20 protein-coding genes are annotated in these 16,907 nt (G+C 69.4%); 13 read left to right on the plus strand and 7 right to left on the minus strand.

Features of this window, described 5'->3' with window-relative positions:
- Positions 1-2: 2 nt before the first annotated feature.
- Genes HNR20_RS04185 through HNR20_RS04195 form a run of 3 tightly spaced genes read right to left on the minus strand, consistent with a single transcriptional unit; the run spans position 3 to position 3,107 of the window.
- The gene (locus HNR20_RS04185; RefSeq protein ID WP_184176620.1) at positions 3-839 is read right to left on the minus strand and encodes a carbohydrate ABC transporter permease; all 837 of its coding nucleotides are present in this window, start codon (positions 837-839) and stop codon (positions 3-5) included.
- A 1-nt stretch (position 840) separates the two neighbouring features.
- Positions 841-1,824 (minus strand): carbohydrate ABC transporter permease, encoded by a 984-nt coding sequence (locus tag HNR20_RS04190; protein WP_229687170.1) that lies wholly within the window; start codon positions 1,822-1,824, stop codon positions 841-843.
- Positions 1,821-3,107, minus strand: a complete 1,287-nt coding sequence (locus tag HNR20_RS04195; protein ID WP_184176622.1) for an ABC transporter substrate-binding protein — start codon at positions 3,105-3,107, stop codon at positions 1,821-1,823. Before HNR20_RS04195 ends, HNR20_RS04190 begins: the two co-directional genes overlap by 4 nt.
- Positions 3,108-3,331: 224 nt before the next feature.
- On the opposite strand from HNR20_RS04195, the gene HNR20_RS04200 reads away from it, so the two are divergent.
- Together HNR20_RS04200 and HNR20_RS04205 are read left to right on the plus strand one after the other, a co-directional pair.
- On the plus strand, positions 3,332-3,709 hold the full coding sequence (locus HNR20_RS04200) for a PadR family transcriptional regulator (RefSeq protein ID WP_184176624.1): 378 nt from the start codon (positions 3,332-3,334) through the stop codon (positions 3,707-3,709).
- A 2-nt stretch (positions 3,710-3,711) separates the two neighbouring features.
- A complete protein-coding gene (locus tag HNR20_RS04205) occupies positions 3,712-4,407 on the plus strand; it encodes a hypothetical protein (RefSeq protein WP_184176626.1) in 696 nt (231 codons plus the stop codon).
- Positions 4,408-4,425: 18 nt separating this feature from the next.
- Here HNR20_RS04205 and HNR20_RS04210 read toward each other — a convergent pair whose 3' ends face one another.
- Positions 4,426-4,677, minus strand: a complete 252-nt coding sequence (locus HNR20_RS04210) for a flavin reductase (protein WP_229687171.1) — start codon at positions 4,675-4,677, stop codon at positions 4,426-4,428.
- 233 nt (positions 4,678-4,910) lie between these two features.
- Here HNR20_RS04210 and HNR20_RS04215 point away from each other — a divergent pair, with 233 nt between their 5' ends.
- The 5 genes from HNR20_RS04215 (at position 4,911) to HNR20_RS04235 (ending at position 7,531) form a co-directional block, all read left to right on the plus strand.
- Complete coding sequence (locus HNR20_RS04215) at positions 4,911-5,711, plus strand: helix-turn-helix domain-containing protein (protein ID WP_184176628.1); 801 nt, start codon at positions 4,911-4,913, stop codon at positions 5,709-5,711.
- On the plus strand, positions 5,705-5,887 hold the full coding sequence (locus HNR20_RS04220; protein WP_184187943.1) for a DUF397 domain-containing protein: 183 nt from the start codon (positions 5,705-5,707) through the stop codon (positions 5,885-5,887). The genes HNR20_RS04215 and HNR20_RS04220 overlap by 7 nt, the downstream gene beginning before the upstream one ends.
- A gap of 2 nt (positions 5,888-5,889) precedes the next feature.
- Complete coding sequence (locus tag HNR20_RS04225) at positions 5,890-6,591, plus strand: VOC family protein (RefSeq protein WP_184176630.1); 702 nt, start codon at positions 5,890-5,892, stop codon at positions 6,589-6,591.
- Positions 6,592-6,776: 185 nt separating this feature from the next.
- Complete coding sequence (locus HNR20_RS04230; RefSeq protein ID WP_184176632.1) at positions 6,777-7,208, plus strand: hypothetical protein; 432 nt, start codon at positions 6,777-6,779, stop codon at positions 7,206-7,208.
- Between the two features lie 47 nt (positions 7,209-7,255).
- Entirely contained in the window at positions 7,256-7,531 is a 276-nt protein-coding gene (locus HNR20_RS04235) for a hypothetical protein (protein WP_110561761.1), read from the plus strand.
- Positions 7,532-7,686: 155 nt separating this feature from the next.
- Here HNR20_RS04235 and HNR20_RS04240 read toward each other — a convergent pair whose 3' ends face one another.
- A complete protein-coding gene (locus tag HNR20_RS04240) occupies positions 7,687-8,397 on the minus strand; it encodes an HAD family hydrolase (protein WP_184176634.1) in 711 nt (236 codons plus the stop codon).
- A gap of 56 nt (positions 8,398-8,453) precedes the next feature.
- Between HNR20_RS04240 and HNR20_RS04245 the strand changes: the two genes are divergently transcribed.
- Positions 8,454-9,146, plus strand: a complete 693-nt coding sequence (locus HNR20_RS04245) for a hypothetical protein (protein WP_184176636.1) — start codon at positions 8,454-8,456, stop codon at positions 9,144-9,146.
- 34 nt (positions 9,147-9,180) lie between these two features.
- Here HNR20_RS04245 and HNR20_RS04250 read toward each other — a convergent pair whose 3' ends face one another.
- Positions 9,181-9,759: a TetR/AcrR family transcriptional regulator gene (locus HNR20_RS04250; RefSeq protein WP_229687172.1), complete on the minus strand. Its 579-nt coding sequence runs from the start codon at positions 9,757-9,759 to the stop codon at positions 9,181-9,183.
- Between the two features lie 178 nt (positions 9,760-9,937).
- Between HNR20_RS04250 and HNR20_RS04255 the strand changes: the two genes are divergently transcribed.
- The 3 genes from HNR20_RS04255 (at position 9,938) to HNR20_RS04265 (ending at position 12,630) form a co-directional block, all read left to right on the plus strand.
- Entirely contained in the window at positions 9,938-11,140 is a 1,203-nt protein-coding gene (locus tag HNR20_RS04255) for a low temperature requirement protein A (RefSeq protein ID WP_184176638.1), read from the plus strand.
- Between the two features lie 152 nt (positions 11,141-11,292).
- Positions 11,293-11,730 (plus strand): GNAT family N-acetyltransferase, encoded by a 438-nt coding sequence (locus tag HNR20_RS04260; RefSeq protein ID WP_229687173.1) that lies wholly within the window; start codon positions 11,293-11,295, stop codon positions 11,728-11,730.
- Positions 11,731-11,976: 246 nt separating this feature from the next.
- Positions 11,977-12,630: an HAD family hydrolase gene (locus tag HNR20_RS04265; RefSeq protein WP_184187947.1), complete on the plus strand. Its 654-nt coding sequence runs from the start codon at positions 11,977-11,979 to the stop codon at positions 12,628-12,630.
- Between the two features lie 45 nt (positions 12,631-12,675).
- On the opposite strand, the gene HNR20_RS04270 is transcribed toward HNR20_RS04265, so the two are convergent.
- The gene (locus HNR20_RS04270; RefSeq protein WP_184176642.1) at positions 12,676-15,039 is read right to left on the minus strand and encodes an IPT/TIG domain-containing protein; all 2,364 of its coding nucleotides are present in this window, start codon (positions 15,037-15,039) and stop codon (positions 12,676-12,678) included.
- Positions 15,040-15,255: 216 nt separating this feature from the next.
- Between HNR20_RS04270 and HNR20_RS04275 the strand changes: the two genes are divergently transcribed.
- Together HNR20_RS04275 and HNR20_RS04280 are read left to right on the plus strand one after the other, a co-directional pair.
- On the plus strand, positions 15,256-15,717 hold the full coding sequence (locus HNR20_RS04275) for a MerR family transcriptional regulator (RefSeq protein ID WP_184176644.1): 462 nt from the start codon (positions 15,256-15,258) through the stop codon (positions 15,715-15,717).
- An 18-nt stretch (positions 15,718-15,735) separates the two neighbouring features.
- The gene (locus tag HNR20_RS04280) at positions 15,736-16,788 is read left to right on the plus strand and encodes an NAD-dependent epimerase/dehydratase family protein (protein ID WP_184176646.1); all 1,053 of its coding nucleotides are present in this window, start codon (positions 15,736-15,738) and stop codon (positions 16,786-16,788) included.
- The last annotated feature ends 119 nt before the right edge of the window (positions 16,789-16,907 follow it).

The raw sequence follows: 16,907 nt of genomic DNA on the forward strand, positions 1-16,907 counted from the left end.
ACCTATCCCTTGACTGCGCCGGAGGTCAGGCCGGACACGATGCGACGCTGGAAGAAGAGGACGAACAGGATGATCGGAACGGTGATCACCACGGCGGCGGCACAGATCGCCCCGGTGGGGTCCTCGAACTGCGACGCGCCGGTGAAGAACGACAGCGCGGCCGGCACGGTGCGTGACCGCTCGGTGGAGGTCAGCGAGATGGCGAACAGGAAGTCGTTCCAGCAGAAGATGAAGACCAGAATCGCCGTGGTGAACAACCCGGGCGCGGCCAGCGGAGCGATCACCCGCCGGAACGCCTGCCCCTGGGTGGCGCCGTCCATCTTCGCCGCTTTTTCCAGATCCCAGGGGATCTGCTTGAAGAACGCCGACAGCGTGTAGATCGCCAGCGGCAACGCGAAGGTGATGTACGGCAGGATCAGCCCGGGCCAGGTGTCGAAGATCTTGAGCTGACGCTCGATCTCGAACAGCGGCGACACCAGCGACACCTGCGGGAACATCGCGATGAGCAGGGAGACGCCGACCAGCAACCGCTTGCCGGGGAAGTCCAGCCGGCTGATCGCGTACGCGGCCATCGCGCCGAGCACCACCGCGATCAGCGTGGCGATCAACGCGATGCCGATCGAGTTGACCAGCGCCCGAACGAACTGGTCGGTCTCGAAGATGGTCCGGTAGTTGTCCAGCGTCCACTCCCGGGGGATGAAGTTCCCGTCGGTGAGGGTGGCCGGCGTCTTGAACGACAGCGACGCGATCCACAGCACCGGGACCATCGCGAAGACGACCACGAGGACGTCCAGCAGACCCCAGCGCAGCTTCGCCCGAGTGGTGGTTTCGACAGCCATGTCAGCGCCTCTCCCCGTCGTCGCTGCCGGGGGCAGCGGTGCCGAACAGCTTCACGAAGACGAAGGCGATGATCGCCACGGTGATGAAGATCAGCACCGACATCGTCGAGCCGATGCCGAGGTTGAGACCCCGGAGCAGGTTGTTGTAGGCGAGCATCGACACCGACGACGTCTCGTTACCTCCGGCGGTCAGCACGAAGATGTTGTCGAAGACCCGGAACGCGTCCAGCGTGCGGAACAGCAGCGCGACCAGGATCGCCGGCTTCATCACCGGCAGCATCACCTTCGTGAACTTCTGCCAGGCGGTCGCGCCGTCGGTGGAGGCCGCCTTGAGCAGGTCCTCCGGCACCAGCGCCAGCCCGGCCATCAGCAGCAGTGCCATGAACGGGGTGGTCTTCCAGATCTCCGCGAGCATGATGATCGCCAGGGCGCTGGCCCGCTCGGTGAGCGGCGCGCCGTCACTGAACAGGTCGGCCAGGTAGCCGGTGCCGGGCGTCCAGGCGTACCGCCAGGAGAACGCGGCGACCACCGTGACGATCCCGTACGGGATGAGCGCCGAGGTCCGGACCAGGCCGCGACCGACCAGGGTGCGGTGCATGATGATCGCCAGACCCATGCCGAGCACCAGCTCGACGGCCACGGTGACCACCGTGATCAGCGTTGTCACCCCGAACGCGGTCCACCAGAACTCGTTGCTGAGAACGGTGACGTAGTTCTCCAGCCCGATGAACTCGCGCTGGTCGGGGAAACGCAGGTCGTAGCGCTGCAACGACAGCCAGAACGAATAGATGATCGGGTACGCGGTCACCAGGACCATGACGAGCGCGGCGGGCGCGCAGAGCAGCAGGCCGAGCTTGCGTTCGGCCTTCTTGTTCTCGCTCAACGGCGGCTTACGGCGGCCGCCGCGTTGGGTGGGCACGCTTGCCCGCTGGCCGGTCTTCTCGACGGCGGCCTCGGCACCGGTCGGCGCGGCGTTGGTGCTCATGGAAGCACACCCTTCGACTGGAGGGCGTCGGCGATGGCGTCGCGCAGCTCGTCCGCGGTCTGCTGCGGACGGATGCCCGACGGCGGGGACAGGATTGCCGACATCACCGTGGAGATGCTCTGGTAGGCCGGGGTCAGCGGACGGGTCGCCGGGTCCTTCAGCTCCTCCAGGATGGTGTCCTTCATCGGGTACGCCTCGGTCATCTCCGGCTCGTCGTAGACCGCCTCGATGGTGGGCGGCACGCCGTCGTTGATGGCGGAGAACTTCTGGTGCTCGGCGCTACGGATGCACCGGGCGGCCTCGAAGGAGAGTTCCGGGTGCTTGGAGTAGGAGCTGACCGCCAGGTTGACCCCACCGATGGTGACCTTGCTGGGGGTGCCCCCGTCGATGCCGGGGATCCGGGCCCAGCCGACCTGCTTGGCCAGCTCCGGGTTCGCCTCCTGCAGTGCCGGGTAGACGAACGGCCAGTTCACCTGGAACGCCCCCGCGCCGGACTGGAACTCCAGCCGGACCGGGTCCTCGGTGGCGTTGCTGAACGACGGTGAGGTCACGCCCGACGTGGCGAAGCGCCGGAGCTGATCCAGCGCCCGAACCGTGCCGTCGTCCATCACGGCCTTCGTGCCGTCGTCGTTGAGGATCTTTCCACCGGCGCTCTCGGCCAGGGTGTTGTAGAGGACGACCAGACCCTCGTACTGGGCGCCCATGGTGAGCACCTGGTACGGCTTGCCCTGGTCCTTCAACTGCTGGGCCGCGCTGATCATCTGGTCCCAGGTCGTCGGTGGCTGGGGCACCAGGTCCTTGCGGTACCAGAGCAGTTGGACGTTGGTGTTCTTCGGCGCCGCGTACAGCTTGTCTTCGTAGCGGGCGGTCTCCAGCGGCCCGGCGAGGGTGCCCTGTTCGACCTCGGCCTTGTCCTGGCCGGTCCACTCGCGGATCCAGTCGGCGCTGGCGAATTCCTGGGTCCAGGTCACGTCCAGGCCGAGCAGGTCCATCCCGGTGTCCTCGGCGGCCAACCGGCGCACCATCTGCACCCGCTGGTCGTCGGCCTGCCGGGGCAGCACCCGGTAGGCGATCTCGTACCGCCCCTGGGCCTGCGCGTTGCAGTCGTCGACGACCTTCTGCAGGTTCTGCTCGGGTGGGTAGTACAGGTTGAGCGTCGGTGGGCCACCAGCGTCGTCCGCGCCGCACGCGGCCAGCGGCGCGACCAGCGCCAACGCGGCAGCCGCCGCTCCGAGCCGAACAATCGGCCGACGTCGGTGTCGAGCCGTTTCGGGGTCCGTCATCGCCCTCCCCCTCTCTTCGGCGAAAACCGGGGAGGGGCATCCGTGCCCCGGTGCACGGCGAGACAGTTCCGAGCCGGCAAGCTGCGGAAACACTCCGGCTCGGATGCTCTGTGCGGCTACACTGCCCCGCCGCCGAAGTCGTGAAACCTGGCCACGAGCACGCGCGAACACGGCTTTTCGTTCTGGTATATCGCGACACCCACTAGTCCGGTATTATGCGTCGCATGGTAGGCGCGGAGAATCAGTCGGTTGATGAGAACGACCGGCAGACCCAACTCCTACGCGGTGCGCTGGACATGTGCCTGCTGGCGCTGCTGGCGCGCGAGCCCGCGCACGGCTACGAGCTGGTCCGGCGGATGGAGACAGCCGGCTTTGGCGCGATCAGCTACGGCACCATCTATCCCCTGCTGACCCGGATGCGCCGACTCGGCCTGGTCGCCCACGAACAGCAGGCCAGCCCGACCGGCCCACCCCGAAAGGTCTACGCGCTGACCGGGTCCGGCCGGACCCACCTGGACGCCTGGCAGAAACAGTGGACCCGCTTCGCCGACACCGTCGGCGCCATCCTCGCTCCGCTCGACCACAGCCCCACGAGGAGTTGACCATGGACACCATCGACAGTCTTCTGGGCGAAGCCGACCAGGCGTGGCGGGCGTACGGGGTTGGTTCGGCCGACCGGGCGGCACTCGGCGCGGACCTGCGCCTCGACCTGCGGGCCGCGGCTGCCGACGGGGGCGATCCGGTGCAGATGCTCGGCGACGACGTCGCCGGCTTCGCACGACGGCTCGCCGACGAGGCCGGGGTCCGACGCGTGCGCCGAGACTACGGCCGCCTTCTGAGCACCGCACTGATCGGCGCGGTGCTCGGTGCGGTGCTCGGCTACGGCCTCCTGATCGCGGTCTACCCGATCTTCGTCCGCATCGTCGACATCCCCCGCTCGATCCACGTACCAATTCATCTCGCCGTCGCCGTCTACTACGGCGTACCGGCCGCCGTCGTCGCGGCCGGAGCAGTCATCGCCGTGCGCACCCGGCTACCTGACCTGCCCAGGATCCGGAGAACAGCCCGGATCATGAGCGTCCTCATACCGGCGGCCGGCATTCTCGTCACGCCGATCACGATGGCATTCGCCTGGTCCACCGACTACAGCACGGCACCGGAGGTAGTGGCTACGGAGTTCGCCATGGTCCTGGCCACGCTCGCTGGCGCCACGGTCCTGGCACGTCGCCTGTCGCTCCGCGAGGGACGGGCTGCTTCCGACACCTCCCACCCAGACGCCACGGTAATCAGACCCGTCTGAGCTGCCGCCATCGCGTCGTCAACTCCGGGCCCTCGCCCAGGAGAGGAAGCGCTCGGTCATCCTGGCCGGCGGGTGGTCCGGGTGGAGCTGGGTGAGCTGGTTCGTCGCCTCGTTCATCAGGGTGCCGAGGTAGATGAGCAGCGCGGTCCGGCTGGCCCGGTATTCCGTCAGCAGTGCGAGCTTGGCCGGCTGGCAGGGCCACTCCTTGCCGCAACTGCGGCACCGCCACAGCGGGCGCATGGCGGTGTGCGGCACGGGCGGCCGGACCACTCTCAGCACCACCGCTGCGCGTCTCGGTGGTCTCGCCACCACATGATCGGACTCAGCACATCGACCTCCTCGGTGATCGGAAGGGCGCCGTTTCCGCGGGCCCGCCATTGGTGACAGTCTGGGGTTGCACGACTACCGTCGATACGTGCTCGCGGCATCCGTGCAGCTCAACGGCCCAGGTGGGCAGCCATGAAGGACACGCCGATCCACACTGAGCGAAGGTTGGGGAATCGATGGGGACCGTCACCGACTACGTGCTGGAGGAGCTACGCCTGTTCCGAGCGGCGACCGGGCTCAGCCAGGACGACTTCGGCAAGGGCATCGGATATTCGGGCTCGCACGTCAGTTCGGTGGAGACGGGCGGACGACCCCCCACGAAGGAGTACATGCGGGCCGTCGATGCCCAGCACGAGACCAGCGGGCGCTTCCTGCGCATGCTGGAGAGGTTGGCCCAACTCGACGCGGAGCCGGCGTGGCTCCGCGAGTGGATCGAGTTCGAGCGCGAGGCGACAACGCTGCGCTGGTTCGAGCTGGCGTACGTGCCGGGCCTCCTGCAGACCGAGCGGTACGCCCGGGCCACGCTGGCCGGCGGCCGGTTCGATGTCGAGGACGTCGACCGCATCGTCGCCTCCCGGCTGGAGCGGCAGCTCATCCTGCAGCGTCCCCGCCCGCCTCAGCTCATCGCCGTCCTGGACGAGGCCGTGCTTCGCCGGCCGGTGCTCGACCAGCCGGGGCTGATGGTCGAGCAGTGTGAGCACCTGGTCAAGCTGGCGGCGGCGGAGCATATCCAGGTGCACATCGTGCCCGCGGATGCTGGTATGTACCTGGGGATGGGCGGCCAGTTCATCCTCGCCGAGATGCCGGACGGCGAGCGCGTGACCTACGCCGACAACCAGCTCACCGCGCAGATCGTCGATGCGCCGGCGGACGTCGCTAAGCTGGCGAAGACGTGGGAGATCGTGCGTAACGAGGCGCTTCCGCGCCGGCAGTCAATCGAGCTGATCAAGGAAGTGGCGAAGTCATGGACATGCTGACCCCGCAGTGGCGGAAGTCGACCAGGTCCGGCGGCAACGGCGGAGCCTGCGTCGAGGTCGCCGACAACCTGCCGCACGTGGTGCTGGTGCGCGACACCAAGGACCGCGACGGCGGCACCCTGCACGTCGACCCGACGGCCTGGAAGGCGTTCGTCGATTACGCCAAGCAACACTGACCGTGATCGCACGCTTCAAGGATCTCTGCCTGGACGCCGCGGACCCGCTCGCGCTGGGCGGCTTCTGGGCCCGGATGCTCGACGCCGACGTGGCCGACGCCGGCGACGGCGACACCCGGGTCGACCCCCGCTCGGCACGCTCACCCGCCGAGTCGATCTGGGTCAACCGGGTGGCGGAGCCGCGGGTCGGCAAGACCCGCGTACACCTGGATCTGCGGTTGGCCGACGCGGAGCCGGCGGCGCTGCTCGCGGATGGCGCCCGACTGGCCCGCGAACCGGCCGACGAGGCCAACCGGTGGGTGCTGAACGACCCGGAGGGCAACCCGTTCTGCGCGTTCCCCGCCAACGAGGGCACCCGGCCGGGTCCGTTCGCGCTGGTCGTCGACTCGATCGACCCGGTCGCCCAGGCAACCTGGTGGACGAGCGTGCTCGGCGGTTCCGTCGAGTACGGGTCGACCGACCCGTCGGTGGTCGGCGCGTCCGGCTTCCCCTGGGACTCCTGGGTCTTCACCGGGGTGCCCGAGCCCAAGACGGTCAAGAACCGGCTGCACTGGGACGTCGACCTGGTCGACCCGGAGCCCACCGCGCTGATCGGCGCCGGCGCGACGCTGCTGTGGGAGCCGAGCGCCCGCAGCAACTGGTGGGTGCTGGCCGACCCGGAGGGCAACGAGTTCTGTGCCTTCGCACCGCGCTCGATTGGGTGAACGACCGACTACCGAGCGCGGGCGGTGTCGGCTAGCGTTTTCCTAGCGCCGCAGCCAGCGCGTTCGCCGCCGCCGTCGACACGCCTCCGGCCGACCCCAGCCTGCCCGATCGGTTGGTAATCGCGGGAACGTCCCACCGCCGCTCCCCCGGTTCGGCAGGATCGTCCCAACGAGGAGGTGCCGTCGTGCAGGACACCCGCGCTCTCGCCCTGACGTTCGAGGTGAGCGGCCTGCCACCGGTAAAGACCGAAGCGTTGTCCATCTTCGCCGCCGGGCATCGGCAGGCGACGAGGGTCCGCGACCTGCTCCGAGCCGCCCTCGCGGCGGCCCAGCGCACCGGCTGGACGCCGTTGCCCGGGCCGATCGAGGTGGATCTGGTCCTGCGTTGCCCGCCCGGGCACCGGACGGCCGACGCCAGCACCCTGCTCGGCGGCGTCTGCGCGGTGCTGCAGGACAAGAAGCGGGTGTCGACCATCGGCCTCGCCCACCTCGGCGTACTGGTGGACGTCGCCCTCTTCGACGACGACCGGCAGATCCGCCGATTGTCGTACCAGGAGGAGCCGGCGGAGGCCTTCTCGTACCAGGTGCGGGTCGCCGCCGTACCGACCGGGGTTTGACCGACGTCCGCGGTGGGGTACCGCGGACGCCGACGAAGGGAGCACCGATGTCGGAGCCACATGTCACGCTCGACCCACGTGGGCTCGACCCTGTGCAGCAGAAGCTGCGGGGCCCGTTGGAGGAGCAACTGACCTCGGCGCTTCAGGCGGCCACCGACCGGGTCCGCACCGGCTACGCCGGCGAGCCGGTCGAGCAGGTCTGTCAGCGGCTGTTGGAGGAGACCCGCTCCGGGTTGCATCCCGACATCGCGGCCGGGTTCAACCCGGACATGGACGAGTTCTGCAGGGTGGCGGTGGCGATCGTCCGGGGCGAGGTTTCCTGACCCGGCGCCACCACGCGGTCGAGGTGGTGGTCAGAGCCGGGTCCGCTACTACCCGGCCCTGACCCCGACCGCCCGACCGTTCTGCGCTCAACTCCACGGTGCGCACCCGCCGGACGCTCGGCGCGCCCCCGGCGAGACCTCACGACCAAGAGCGGTCAGAAGTGCCGCAGCAGGTCGCGGAACGCGGCCAGCCGCAGGACACCGGCGTCGGTCGGGTCCAGTTCGTCGTCCTCCAACACCCAGGTGTTCTCGTTCGGAATGAACACCGCGTTCAGCCCAGCAGCTCGCGCCGGCAGGATGTCCGACTTCGGGGAGTTGCCGATCATCCAGGCGTCGGACGGCTCGAAGCCGTGTTCCCGCACCAACCACCGGTACGTCTCGACGGTCTTCTCGGCGACGATGTGCGCGGCCCGGAAGTGGTGCAGCAGCCCGCAGGCGTCCAGCTTGCGCTGCTGCTCCGCCTGGTCCCCCTTCGTCAGCAGCAGCAGGTCGTACCGGCCGGCCAACTCGTCGAGCGCATCGGCCACGCCGGGCATCAGCTCCACCCGGTGCTCGATGAGGGCCACCGACAGTCGGTCGATCTCCTTGCGCTCGGAGTCGGTGGCCGGCCGCTCACGCAGCCGCTCCAGGCACTCGGCCAGACTGCGCAGGAAGACCTTGCTGCCGTACCCGTGTGCGACCGCGTTGGCCCGCTCGATGTCGTCGAGGATCGTCCGGATCTCGGCCCGATCGAGGGTGGGGTGGTCGAGCCACTCGAGGAAGTCGTCGATCACCCGCTCGAAGACGACGTTGTTCTCCCACAACGTGTCGTCCGCGTCGAAGATCAGCACCTGCGCCTGCCGCCGCGCCGTCTCGCCGACCGTCATAACATTTCCTCCTCGTGCCCACCGTCGAAAGGCCGAGGAAACACGATAGGCGCGACATGGACTACCGATTTCTCGGCACGATCTTTGCCGCCTGGCCGTTCGAAGCAGATCTTGAGGAGTACGGCATGGTCACGATGAGGTGGGTCACCGGCGCGGTGATGCTGGCCTGCACCGGCGCGCTGGTGGCGTGCGGAGGCGGTGCCGACAAGACCCCGGGGGCCGCAGCGGCGACGCCCACGCCGTCGGGCACGCCGTCGGGCACGGTGGGGACGCCGTCGGCGGTCGCCACCGACCCGCTGCTGTCCGGCAAGCGCGAGGTAACGATAGTGCGGGTGCAGGGGTCCGGGAGCGAGTTGGAGCTCAGTGGTCGCCTTGAGGAGGGCGGCGACACCGGCGGGCGGGTCCTGTTCGTCCCGATGCCGATCGGCGGGGACCGGTACGTGATCAAGGCATTCGGCACGAAGGACGGCCACCCCGCCAATGACGATCCGTCCTGCTGGCAGGTGAACGGTCTCGACATCGAGCCCGAGCTGACCATCGAGGCCGCGGTCTGCGACGAGGACAACCCGATCCAGCGGTTCACGATCGTCACCAAGGGCGACGGCAGCTACGCGATCGGCAGTGAGACCCGGACCCTTCAACACGCCGCCGGCAACGGGCTGATCCTCAAGGAGGCGGGTGACGCCGCACCGAGCAGCACGTTCCGGTTCGTCGACAAGGGCCCCGCCGACCGTCAGCCCGTCAACTGACCGCCCGACGCTGGCACCCGGCGCGCGTTGAGGGTCACGGCCAGCGCAGCAACCGTTGCGCGATCAACGCTTCCCGTTCCTCCTGCCCCTCGGGTCGGAGTCGGCCGCCCCGGGTGAGCATCACCACGCCGTGCAGCAGGCTCCAGCCCACCTCGGCGAGGGTGTCCGGGTCCCGGCCCTCGGCCAGCGGGGTCAGGGCCGCACGCAGCTCGGCGAAGACCGCCCGCGGCGCGGCCGGCACCCCGTCCACGCCGAGGGCCAGGTCGGGGGTCAGCGCGAGCATCGCGTCATAGACCTCCGGATTCGTGTACGCGAAGTCGAGGTACGCGCTGGCGACCGCAGGCCAGGCACCCTCGGGGTCGTCGGCGGTCTCCGCGTGCGCCTCCGCCAGATCGGCGGCCAGGTCGGCGAAGGCGCACACGGCGACGGCGGCGAGCAGCGCCTCCAGATCCGCGAAGTGCCGGTAGACGTCGCCGATGTCGATGTCGGCCCGCTCGGCCAGCCGTCGGGTGCTCACCCCCGCCCAGCCCTCCACCTCGGCCAGCTCTCGCGCGACCGCGACGATGAGGTCACGCCGGTCCTGTTCAGTGGCCTTCTCGGCAGGTCCGGGCACGCACCCGAGCCTAGGGGCGGACACCATTCGTAGTCCCCCGGTGACGGATTGGCGACTGCGCGGAATGGTCAGGTCCGTGGCTCCACGTGCCACAGCCGACCCCTGGTTCGTTAGGTGAGGAGATCACCGAGACGGGAGGGCATGTGGTCGTTCGGCGACACCGGCCCGTGGCGGATCGATGAGCGAAAGGCACCGCGACGAGCTGGTGCGCAGCGAGGCCACCCGCCAGCGGGCGACCTTTCTGGAGCTCTTCCTCGACCTGGTCTTCGTCTTCGCCCTCACCCGGATCTCCGCGCGGGTGATCGATGACTTCACCGACGGCCAGCGGGGCGTGTACGCCGGTCTCGGTCAGGCCCTGCTGCTGTTCCTGGCGCTGTGGGCAGTCTGGTCGTTGACCGTCTGGTCGACCAGTTGGCTGGACCCGGAGGCGCCGATAGTCCAGACCGTCATCGTCATGACGATGGTCGGCTCCATGACGATGGCTGTCGCGGTGCCCGACGGCTTCGGCGCGCGGGCCCCCCTCTTCGCCATCACCTACGTGAGCCTCCAGATCGGTCGCGTGATCTACTTCCACGTCGCCGGGCACGGCCGGCCGGATCCGCGGCAAACCTCCCGGGTGCTGTTCTGGTTCGGTCTGAGCGCGCCGCTCTGGGTCATTGGCGGTCTGGCTGACGAGGGCACGGTCCGCGGGCCGCTCTGGACCATCGCCGTGCTGATCGACTACACCGGGCTGCTGCTCGGCTGGCCGACCCCTCGGATCGGCGCGCAACGGATCGGCGGCCCGATGATCGCGGCCGAGCACCTGGCCGAGCGATACCAACAGTTCCTCCTCATCGCGATCGGTGAAGCGATCTTCGTCATCGGGCTGGCGTTCAGCGGCAGTGAGTTTCACGCCGACCAGACGGTCGGCTTCCTCCTCGCACTGGCGACCACCGTCCTGTTCTGGCGGATCTACTTCCACGTCGCGGGAGGGTTGTTGGATGCCGCCGTAAGCCGTTCCCGCAGCGCCGATCGGCTCGCGACCGACATGGCGTTCACCCACCTGATCATGATCGCGGGGATCGTGCTGAGCGGCGTTGGCTTCGAACTGTTCGTCACCGAGCCGCTCGGGCACCTGCCGGCGGCCTGGCTCATCGCCATCCTCGGCGGTCCGGTGCTCTTCCTCGTCGGCCGATCGGCTCTCGAATACCAGGTCTTCGCCAGAGTCTCCCGATCCCGGATAGCTGGCCTGCTGACTCTCGGCCTGCTGACGCCGGTGACCCTCCACCTCACACCGCTCGCCGCCGGCGCGGCGGCGGCCGTGGTGCTGCTCGGCGTCGCCGCCGCTGACACGAGACGGTCACGGCGGCACCCACCGGAGACAGCCACGCCCCCGTACTAGCAGCAATGCCGGCACCGGCCTCGTCGAGCCGGCCGCCGTGCAAAAACGCTGCTGGCGGGACTGGAGGTCTTGCCAGTACGGTCCGTCGTGTGATCACAGCACGTCGCGCGACAGTTGAGGATGCCCCGGCACTGGTGAGGCTCCGCGGGGTTATGTTCACAGGCCTGAACGGACGAGCGCCGGAGCCCGGCCGGTGGCAGGACGACGCGCTGCGGACCCTGCGCCGGCGCCTTGTGGATCCACAGGACACCCTGGCGGCGTACGTCACCGACAAGCCAGACGTGCCCGGCGAGCTGGCGGCATGCGTGATCGGCGTCATCGAATATCGGCTGGGCGGCCCGCTCAACCCCAGCGGTGTGATCGGGTATGTCTTCAACGCGGTGACCGACCCCGGCTACCGCCGGCGCGGATACGCCCGCGCCTGCATGGAAGGCCTACTGAGCTGGTATCACCAGCGAGGGGTGACCCTGGTCGAGCTGAAGGCCAGCGAGGCCGGGGAGCCGCTCTACCGCGCCTTGGGCTTCGTGCCGATGCCTTCCCAGACGATGCGGCTGACCATCAACTCCGGTGCGACAGCTTCTCGGGGTTAACACCAACCCGTCGATCATGGAGTTGTGGTGCCCGTTAGGCGTTATGACGGATGCTTTGTCACCCACCACAACTCCTTGATCGGCGAGGCGGCTGACCTTCGCCGTCGGGGCGGCGCTCGGCATGCGGGCGCTGCGATCCCTCGACCGGAGCGCCGGGCGATGAGTGCAAGCCGCCTATCGCCACGTGAACATGAGCGTCGATCGCGTCTATGATTCACTGGCAATGCGAGCGTGACGGGGGACACATTGCTCAAGGCGATCTTCTTCGATGTTGGCGGGACGATTCTCGACGAGTCCCGCGAGTTCGAGACCTGGGCAGACTGGCTCGGCGTTCCACGGCACACGTTCTCGGCGGTCTTCGGTGCGGTGATCGCCCGGGGTCTGGACTATCAGGAGACGTTCCGGGTCTTCCGGCCCGATTTCGATCTCGCGGCCGAGTTGGAGCGCCGAGCAGCCGCCGGCAAGCCGGAGTCGTTCGGCGAAGACGACCTCTACCCCGACGCCCGAGGATGCCTGACCTCCTTGAAGGACCAGGGTCTGTTCGTGGGCCTGGCCGGCAACCAGCCAGCTCATGCCGAGGCGCTTCTCCGCGCTCTCGACCTCCCGGTGGACGCCATCGGCACCTCACACGGTTGGGGCGTGGCGAAGCCGGCACCGGCCTTCTTCGAGCGGGTCGTTCGCGAAGGCGGTGGCGACGCCTCCTCGATCCTCTACGTTGGCGATCGGCCCGACAACGACGTACGCCCGGCCATGCTGACCGGCATGAACACCTGCCTGATCCGGCGCGGTCCGTGGGGTCACATCCTCGACCTTCCCGCCGTGTCCGAGCAGTGCCTGTTCCGCATCGACTCGCTGGACGAGCTTCCGAGCCTGGTCGCGAAGCACAACGCGGCAGGGTGAACCTCCCGGCCGGGGCCCGGGTTGGGCCCCGGCCGGGACAGCCGGTCAGCCGATCCGGCCGGCGCGCTGCCGGCGTCGGGTCAGCAGTACGAGGACGATGCCGAGGAGAGCCAGCATCGCGCCGACGGTCAACGGCGCGGCGATGGCGTCACCGGTCACCGGCAGGCTCCGCGGAACGAAGCGGAAGGTGAGTCCGCTGGAGACCCCACCATCGGTACGCACGACGACAGTCGTGTTCCCGGCCGCGCAGGCTGGAGTGCGGAAGGTCAACGAACGCCCGCCCGGCGCCACGGTGACCTCGCTCGCCGGGATGGTCCGGCCGCAGATGGTGACCACGGTGCCACCCGGAACGAAGCCGGAACCGGCGACCGTCACGGTGGTGCCGCCACCGACCGGTCCCTGCGCCGGGGACAGCGCATCGACGACCGGCGGCGCGATTCGGTACGCGAAGCCGTCCGGCACGGTGACGTCGTCACCGGGAAGTTGCACGGTCACGTCCACCGGGCCAGGCAGGCCAGCCGGGGTGACCACGGTGATCGTGGTGCCGGCCTGGTCGACGGTGAAGCCGGTGCCGGGCACCCCGTCGAACGTCACGCCGGTCGCGCCGCTGAGCCCGGTCCCGGTGATGGTCACCGTGGTGCCACCGGAGGTCGGCCCGGTCGTCGGGGTCAACCCGGTCACGGCGGCGTCACCCTGATCGGCCAGGTACGTGTAGTCCAGCTCTGCGGACGAACCACCACCAGTGGTCACCACCACGACCGCCGGGCCGATGGCACCGGACGGGGTGACCGCCGTCAGCGACGTGCCCTGCGGGTTGACCGTGACTCCGGTCGCCGGTGCTCCGTCGAACGTGACCGTCGTGCCACCGGGGATGAAGCCCGTACCGGTGATCGTCACGGTCTGTCCACCCGACTGCGGACCCTCGTCCGGTGTGATCGCCCCAGCGGTCGGAGCAGCGGCCACGTACGTGAATCCGTCCGGCGCGCCCGCGTTCGCGCCCGGGAGGAGCACGCTCACGTCCACCGGGCCGACGGGCCCTGGCGGTGTGACCACGGTCAGCGAGCTGCCGCTCGGGTCGACGACGAGATTGGTGCCCGGCGTGTCGCCGAAGGTCACGCCGGTCGCGCCGGTGAACCCGGTCCCGGTGATCGTCACCGTCGTACCACCGGTGTTCGGGCCCGAGTTCGGCACGACGGTGGTGATCGTCGGCGCGATGTAGGTGAACGTCGGCGCGGTCACCCGCCCGGCCGGGAACACCAGCTCGACCAGGGCAGGTCCGGCGGGGTTCGGCGGGGACACCACGGTGATCGTGGTGCCGGCCTGGTCGACGGTGAAGTCGGTGCCGGGCAGTCCGTTGAAGTCCACTCCCCGCACCTCGGCGAAGCCGGTCCCGGTGATCGTCACCGTCGTGCCGCCGACGGTCGGCCCGGAGGCGGGCGCGAGGTCGGTGACCACAGCAGCACTGCCGTCGGCCAGGTACGTGTAGCCCAGCGGTGGTGCCGTGCCGTTCACCGTGCTGGCCACGACCGACGCCGGGCCGATCGCACCGGCCGGGGTGACCGCCGTCAACGAGGTGCCGCCCGGTGCCACCGTGACACCTGTCGCCGGAACGCCGTCGAAGGTGACCGTGGTGCCACCCGGGATGAAGCCCGTACCAGTGATCGTGACCGTCTGGCCGCCCGACTGTGGGCCCTCGTCCGGCGTGATCGCCGCGGCGGTGGGCGTCGCCGACGGACGCTCGCAGCTGGCCTCGGCCACGATCACGGTCCCGACCGGGATCGTCGTCGGTACGCCGAGGGCGGTGCCCGACAAGGTGCCGGTGGCCCGCACCGCGACCGCGGCGGCACCGTTGACGGTGGTCGTCTCGGTCCGGGTCAACGAGACGCTCAAACTCGCGCCCAGCAGCCCGGGCACCACCACGGGCGCGCTGGCCACGATCGGTGGGCCATTCGCCACCGGCGCCACGGCCGAGCCGAAGAGTTCCATCCCGACGAGGGTCGTGCCGGCGCTGGTCGCACCGACCTGCGGGCAGGTCGCGGTGGCGGTTGCCTCGGTCGCCTCCAGCACGGCGATGCCGAGCATGGCCATGTTGAAGTTCGTGACGCTGGCGAAGGCCGACGACGAGGCCGCCGCGCGGGTGGCGGTGACCTCGACGGTGCCGGTGGCGGTCACGCCGACCGCCCCGGGCATCGCGATGGCCTGGTTGTCGGTGTCGGTGCCGCCGGCAGCCGGGGCGGTGGCCGTACCGATGGTGGTGTCCGCGCTGATCACGGGTATGCCGAGCACCGCCGCTGACAGGCCGACGACGACACCTCGCGCGTTCGCGTCACCCGGTGCCGCCCGGGCCGGTGTCCCCAACCCCAAGGTCGCCAGGCCGGCGACCAGCACCGCCGTGGATGCCGTCGTCACTCTTCGCAGGACAGAACTCACCAATTTCCCCCGTTCAGCTCGACTGACGGGCGTGCTCGGCGTGTTCGGCACCCGTCAACGATTGAACGATGACAAAAGAGACAAGTTATGGCATTACGGACGTATCACACTGGCGGTGACAGAGGCTCGTCGGGACCCCGTGCCCCGGGTCACATCGTTTGACTTGAAGCGCTTGAGGTTGGGGACGCTTCAGTCATGGCAGCGACGAAGGCGGGTCGGGAGCGGACACAACCGCCCCTGAGCATTCAGGAGATGGCCCAGCGGTCAGGCTTCAGCGAGCCGACGCTGCGCTACTACGAGAAGGTCGGACTGCTCGGCGTGGTGCCGCGCGACGACAGCAGCGGCCACCGCCGCTACGACACCCCGCTCGCCGAGCGGGTCGACGCCCTGGCCTGCCTGCGATCGTCCGGGATGAGCGTCGCGGAAATGCGCCGGTACCTGGCGCTGCTCGCCGAGGGCGACCGGGCGGCCGCCGCCGAACAGCACGACCTCTTCGCCCGGCACGCCGACCGGCTGACCACGGAGATCGAGCGGCTACGGGTACGCCAGGCGTACATGCGCGGCAAGGCGGACATGTGGGCCGCCCGGTACCGCGGCGACAGGGCCGCCGAGGCCCGCGCGATCCAGCAGGTCGAACGAACCCTTCAGGAGTTCTGAGCAACGATGGGACGGATCATGCGTAACGACATACCGCTGAGCGCCACCGACGACACCCCCGTGCTGGTCACCGGTGCCACTGGACACCTTGGCGGGTACTCCGTCGTCCGGTTGCTCGACGAGGGCTACCGGGTGCGGGTCACCGTCCGCGATCCGGGCCAGCAGGACGAGGTGCTCGACCGGATGCGGCAGATTGGCACGGACCCGAACGGCCGGGTCGAGTTCCGGACGGCGGCCCTCGCCACCGACGAGGGCTGGGCCGAAGCGGTCGACGGGGTGCGGTACGTGCTGCACCACGCGTCACCGTTCCCGTTCACCGCGCCGGAGGACGAGGACGAGGTGATCCGGCCAGCACGCGAAGGAACGCTGCGCGTCCTGCGGGCCGCCCGCGAGGCCGGCGTACGGAGGGTGGTGCTGACCTCGTCGTACGCGGCGGTGGGTTACACGGTCAAGCCCGACGGGCGGTACAGCGAGGCGGACTGGACGAACGTGGATGACGACATTCCGGCGTACCACCGGTCGAAGACGCTCGCCGAGCGCGCCGCCTGGGACTACGTCCGGGACAACGGCGGGATCGAGCTGAGCGTCATCAACCCGACCGGCATCTTCGGGCCGTTGGTGGGGGCGCGGGTGTCCGCGTCGACCGGTCTGGTGCAGGCGTTCCTGCAGGGGTCGAGGCCGGTCGTACCCCGGATGTACTTCGGGGTGGTGGACGTCCGGGACGTGGTCGACCTGCACCTAGGCGCGATGCTGCACCCGGCCGCCGCCGGCGAGCGGTTCATCGGCGTCGGCGGCCCGTCGATCAGCTTCTTCGACGTGGCGAAGATGCTGGCTCGGCACCTGCCCAGCCTTGCCGACCGGGTGCCCACCCGGGAACTCACCGACGAGGAGGTCCGCGAGGCCGCGAAGACCGAACCGGCGCTGCGGGACGCGGCCGCCCTTCGTGGCCAGATCCCGGTGATCAGCAACGACAAGGCCCGCGACGTCCTCGGCTGGCGGCCTCGCCCGGTGGAGACGACCATCACCGACACCGCCGACAGCCTGATCAAGTTCGGCCTCGTCACCGCCTGACGGCCCTGCAGGGAGCATGATCGCGCTCGATCCAGGATCGAGTGGCCTCCCGGCGCCAGGGACCCCACTACAACAAGGATCGAGCGCGATCATGCCGCGAGGTGGGCCCGGCGCGGCAG

The organism is Micromonospora parathelypteridis (assembly GCF_014201145.1).
Taxonomy (GTDB): Bacteria; Actinomycetota; Actinomycetes; order Mycobacteriales; family Micromonosporaceae; genus Micromonospora; species Micromonospora parathelypteridis.

What these genes read in the sequence shown, in the direction of transcription:
- HNR20_RS04240 (WP_184176634.1), bottom strand. Translation starts at nt 8,397, where the DNA reads ATGACGGTCGGCGAGACGGCGCGGCGGCAGGCGCAGGTGCTGATCTTC.
- HNR20_RS04245 (WP_184176636.1), top strand. Translation starts at nt 8,454, where the DNA reads ATGGACTACCGATTTCTCGGCACGATCTTTGCCGCCTGGCCGTTCGAA.
- HNR20_RS04260 (WP_229687173.1), top strand. Translation starts at nt 11,293, where the DNA reads ATGTTCACAGGCCTGAACGGACGAGCGCCGGAGCCCGGCCGGTGGCAG.
- HNR20_RS04220 (WP_184187943.1), top strand. Translation starts at nt 5,705, where the DNA reads ATGCTGACCCCGCAGTGGCGGAAGTCGACCAGGTCCGGCGGCAACGGC.
- HNR20_RS04235 (WP_110561761.1), top strand. Translation starts at nt 7,256, where the DNA reads ATGTCGGAGCCACATGTCACGCTCGACCCACGTGGGCTCGACCCTGTG.
- HNR20_RS04190 (WP_229687170.1), bottom strand. Translation starts at nt 1,824, where the DNA reads ATGAGCACCAACGCCGCGCCGACCGGTGCCGAGGCCGCCGTCGAGAAG.
- HNR20_RS04200 (WP_184176624.1), top strand. Translation starts at nt 3,332, where the DNA reads ATGGTAGGCGCGGAGAATCAGTCGGTTGATGAGAACGACCGGCAGACC.
- HNR20_RS04215 (WP_184176628.1), top strand. Translation starts at nt 4,911, where the DNA reads ATGGGGACCGTCACCGACTACGTGCTGGAGGAGCTACGCCTGTTCCGA.
- HNR20_RS04195 (WP_184176622.1), bottom strand. Translation starts at nt 3,107, where the DNA reads ATGACGGACCCCGAAACGGCTCGACACCGACGTCGGCCGATTGTTCGG.
- HNR20_RS04205 (WP_184176626.1), top strand. Translation starts at nt 3,712, where the DNA reads ATGGACACCATCGACAGTCTTCTGGGCGAAGCCGACCAGGCGTGGCGG.
- HNR20_RS04280 (WP_184176646.1), top strand. Translation starts at nt 15,736, where the DNA reads ATGCGTAACGACATACCGCTGAGCGCCACCGACGACACCCCCGTGCTG.
- HNR20_RS04255 (WP_184176638.1), top strand. Translation starts at nt 9,938, where the DNA reads ATGAGCGAAAGGCACCGCGACGAGCTGGTGCGCAGCGAGGCCACCCGC.
- HNR20_RS04275 (WP_184176644.1), top strand. Translation starts at nt 15,256, where the DNA reads ATGGCAGCGACGAAGGCGGGTCGGGAGCGGACACAACCGCCCCTGAGC.
- HNR20_RS04185 (WP_184176620.1), bottom strand. Translation starts at nt 839, where the DNA reads ATGGCTGTCGAAACCACCACTCGGGCGAAGCTGCGCTGGGGTCTGCTG.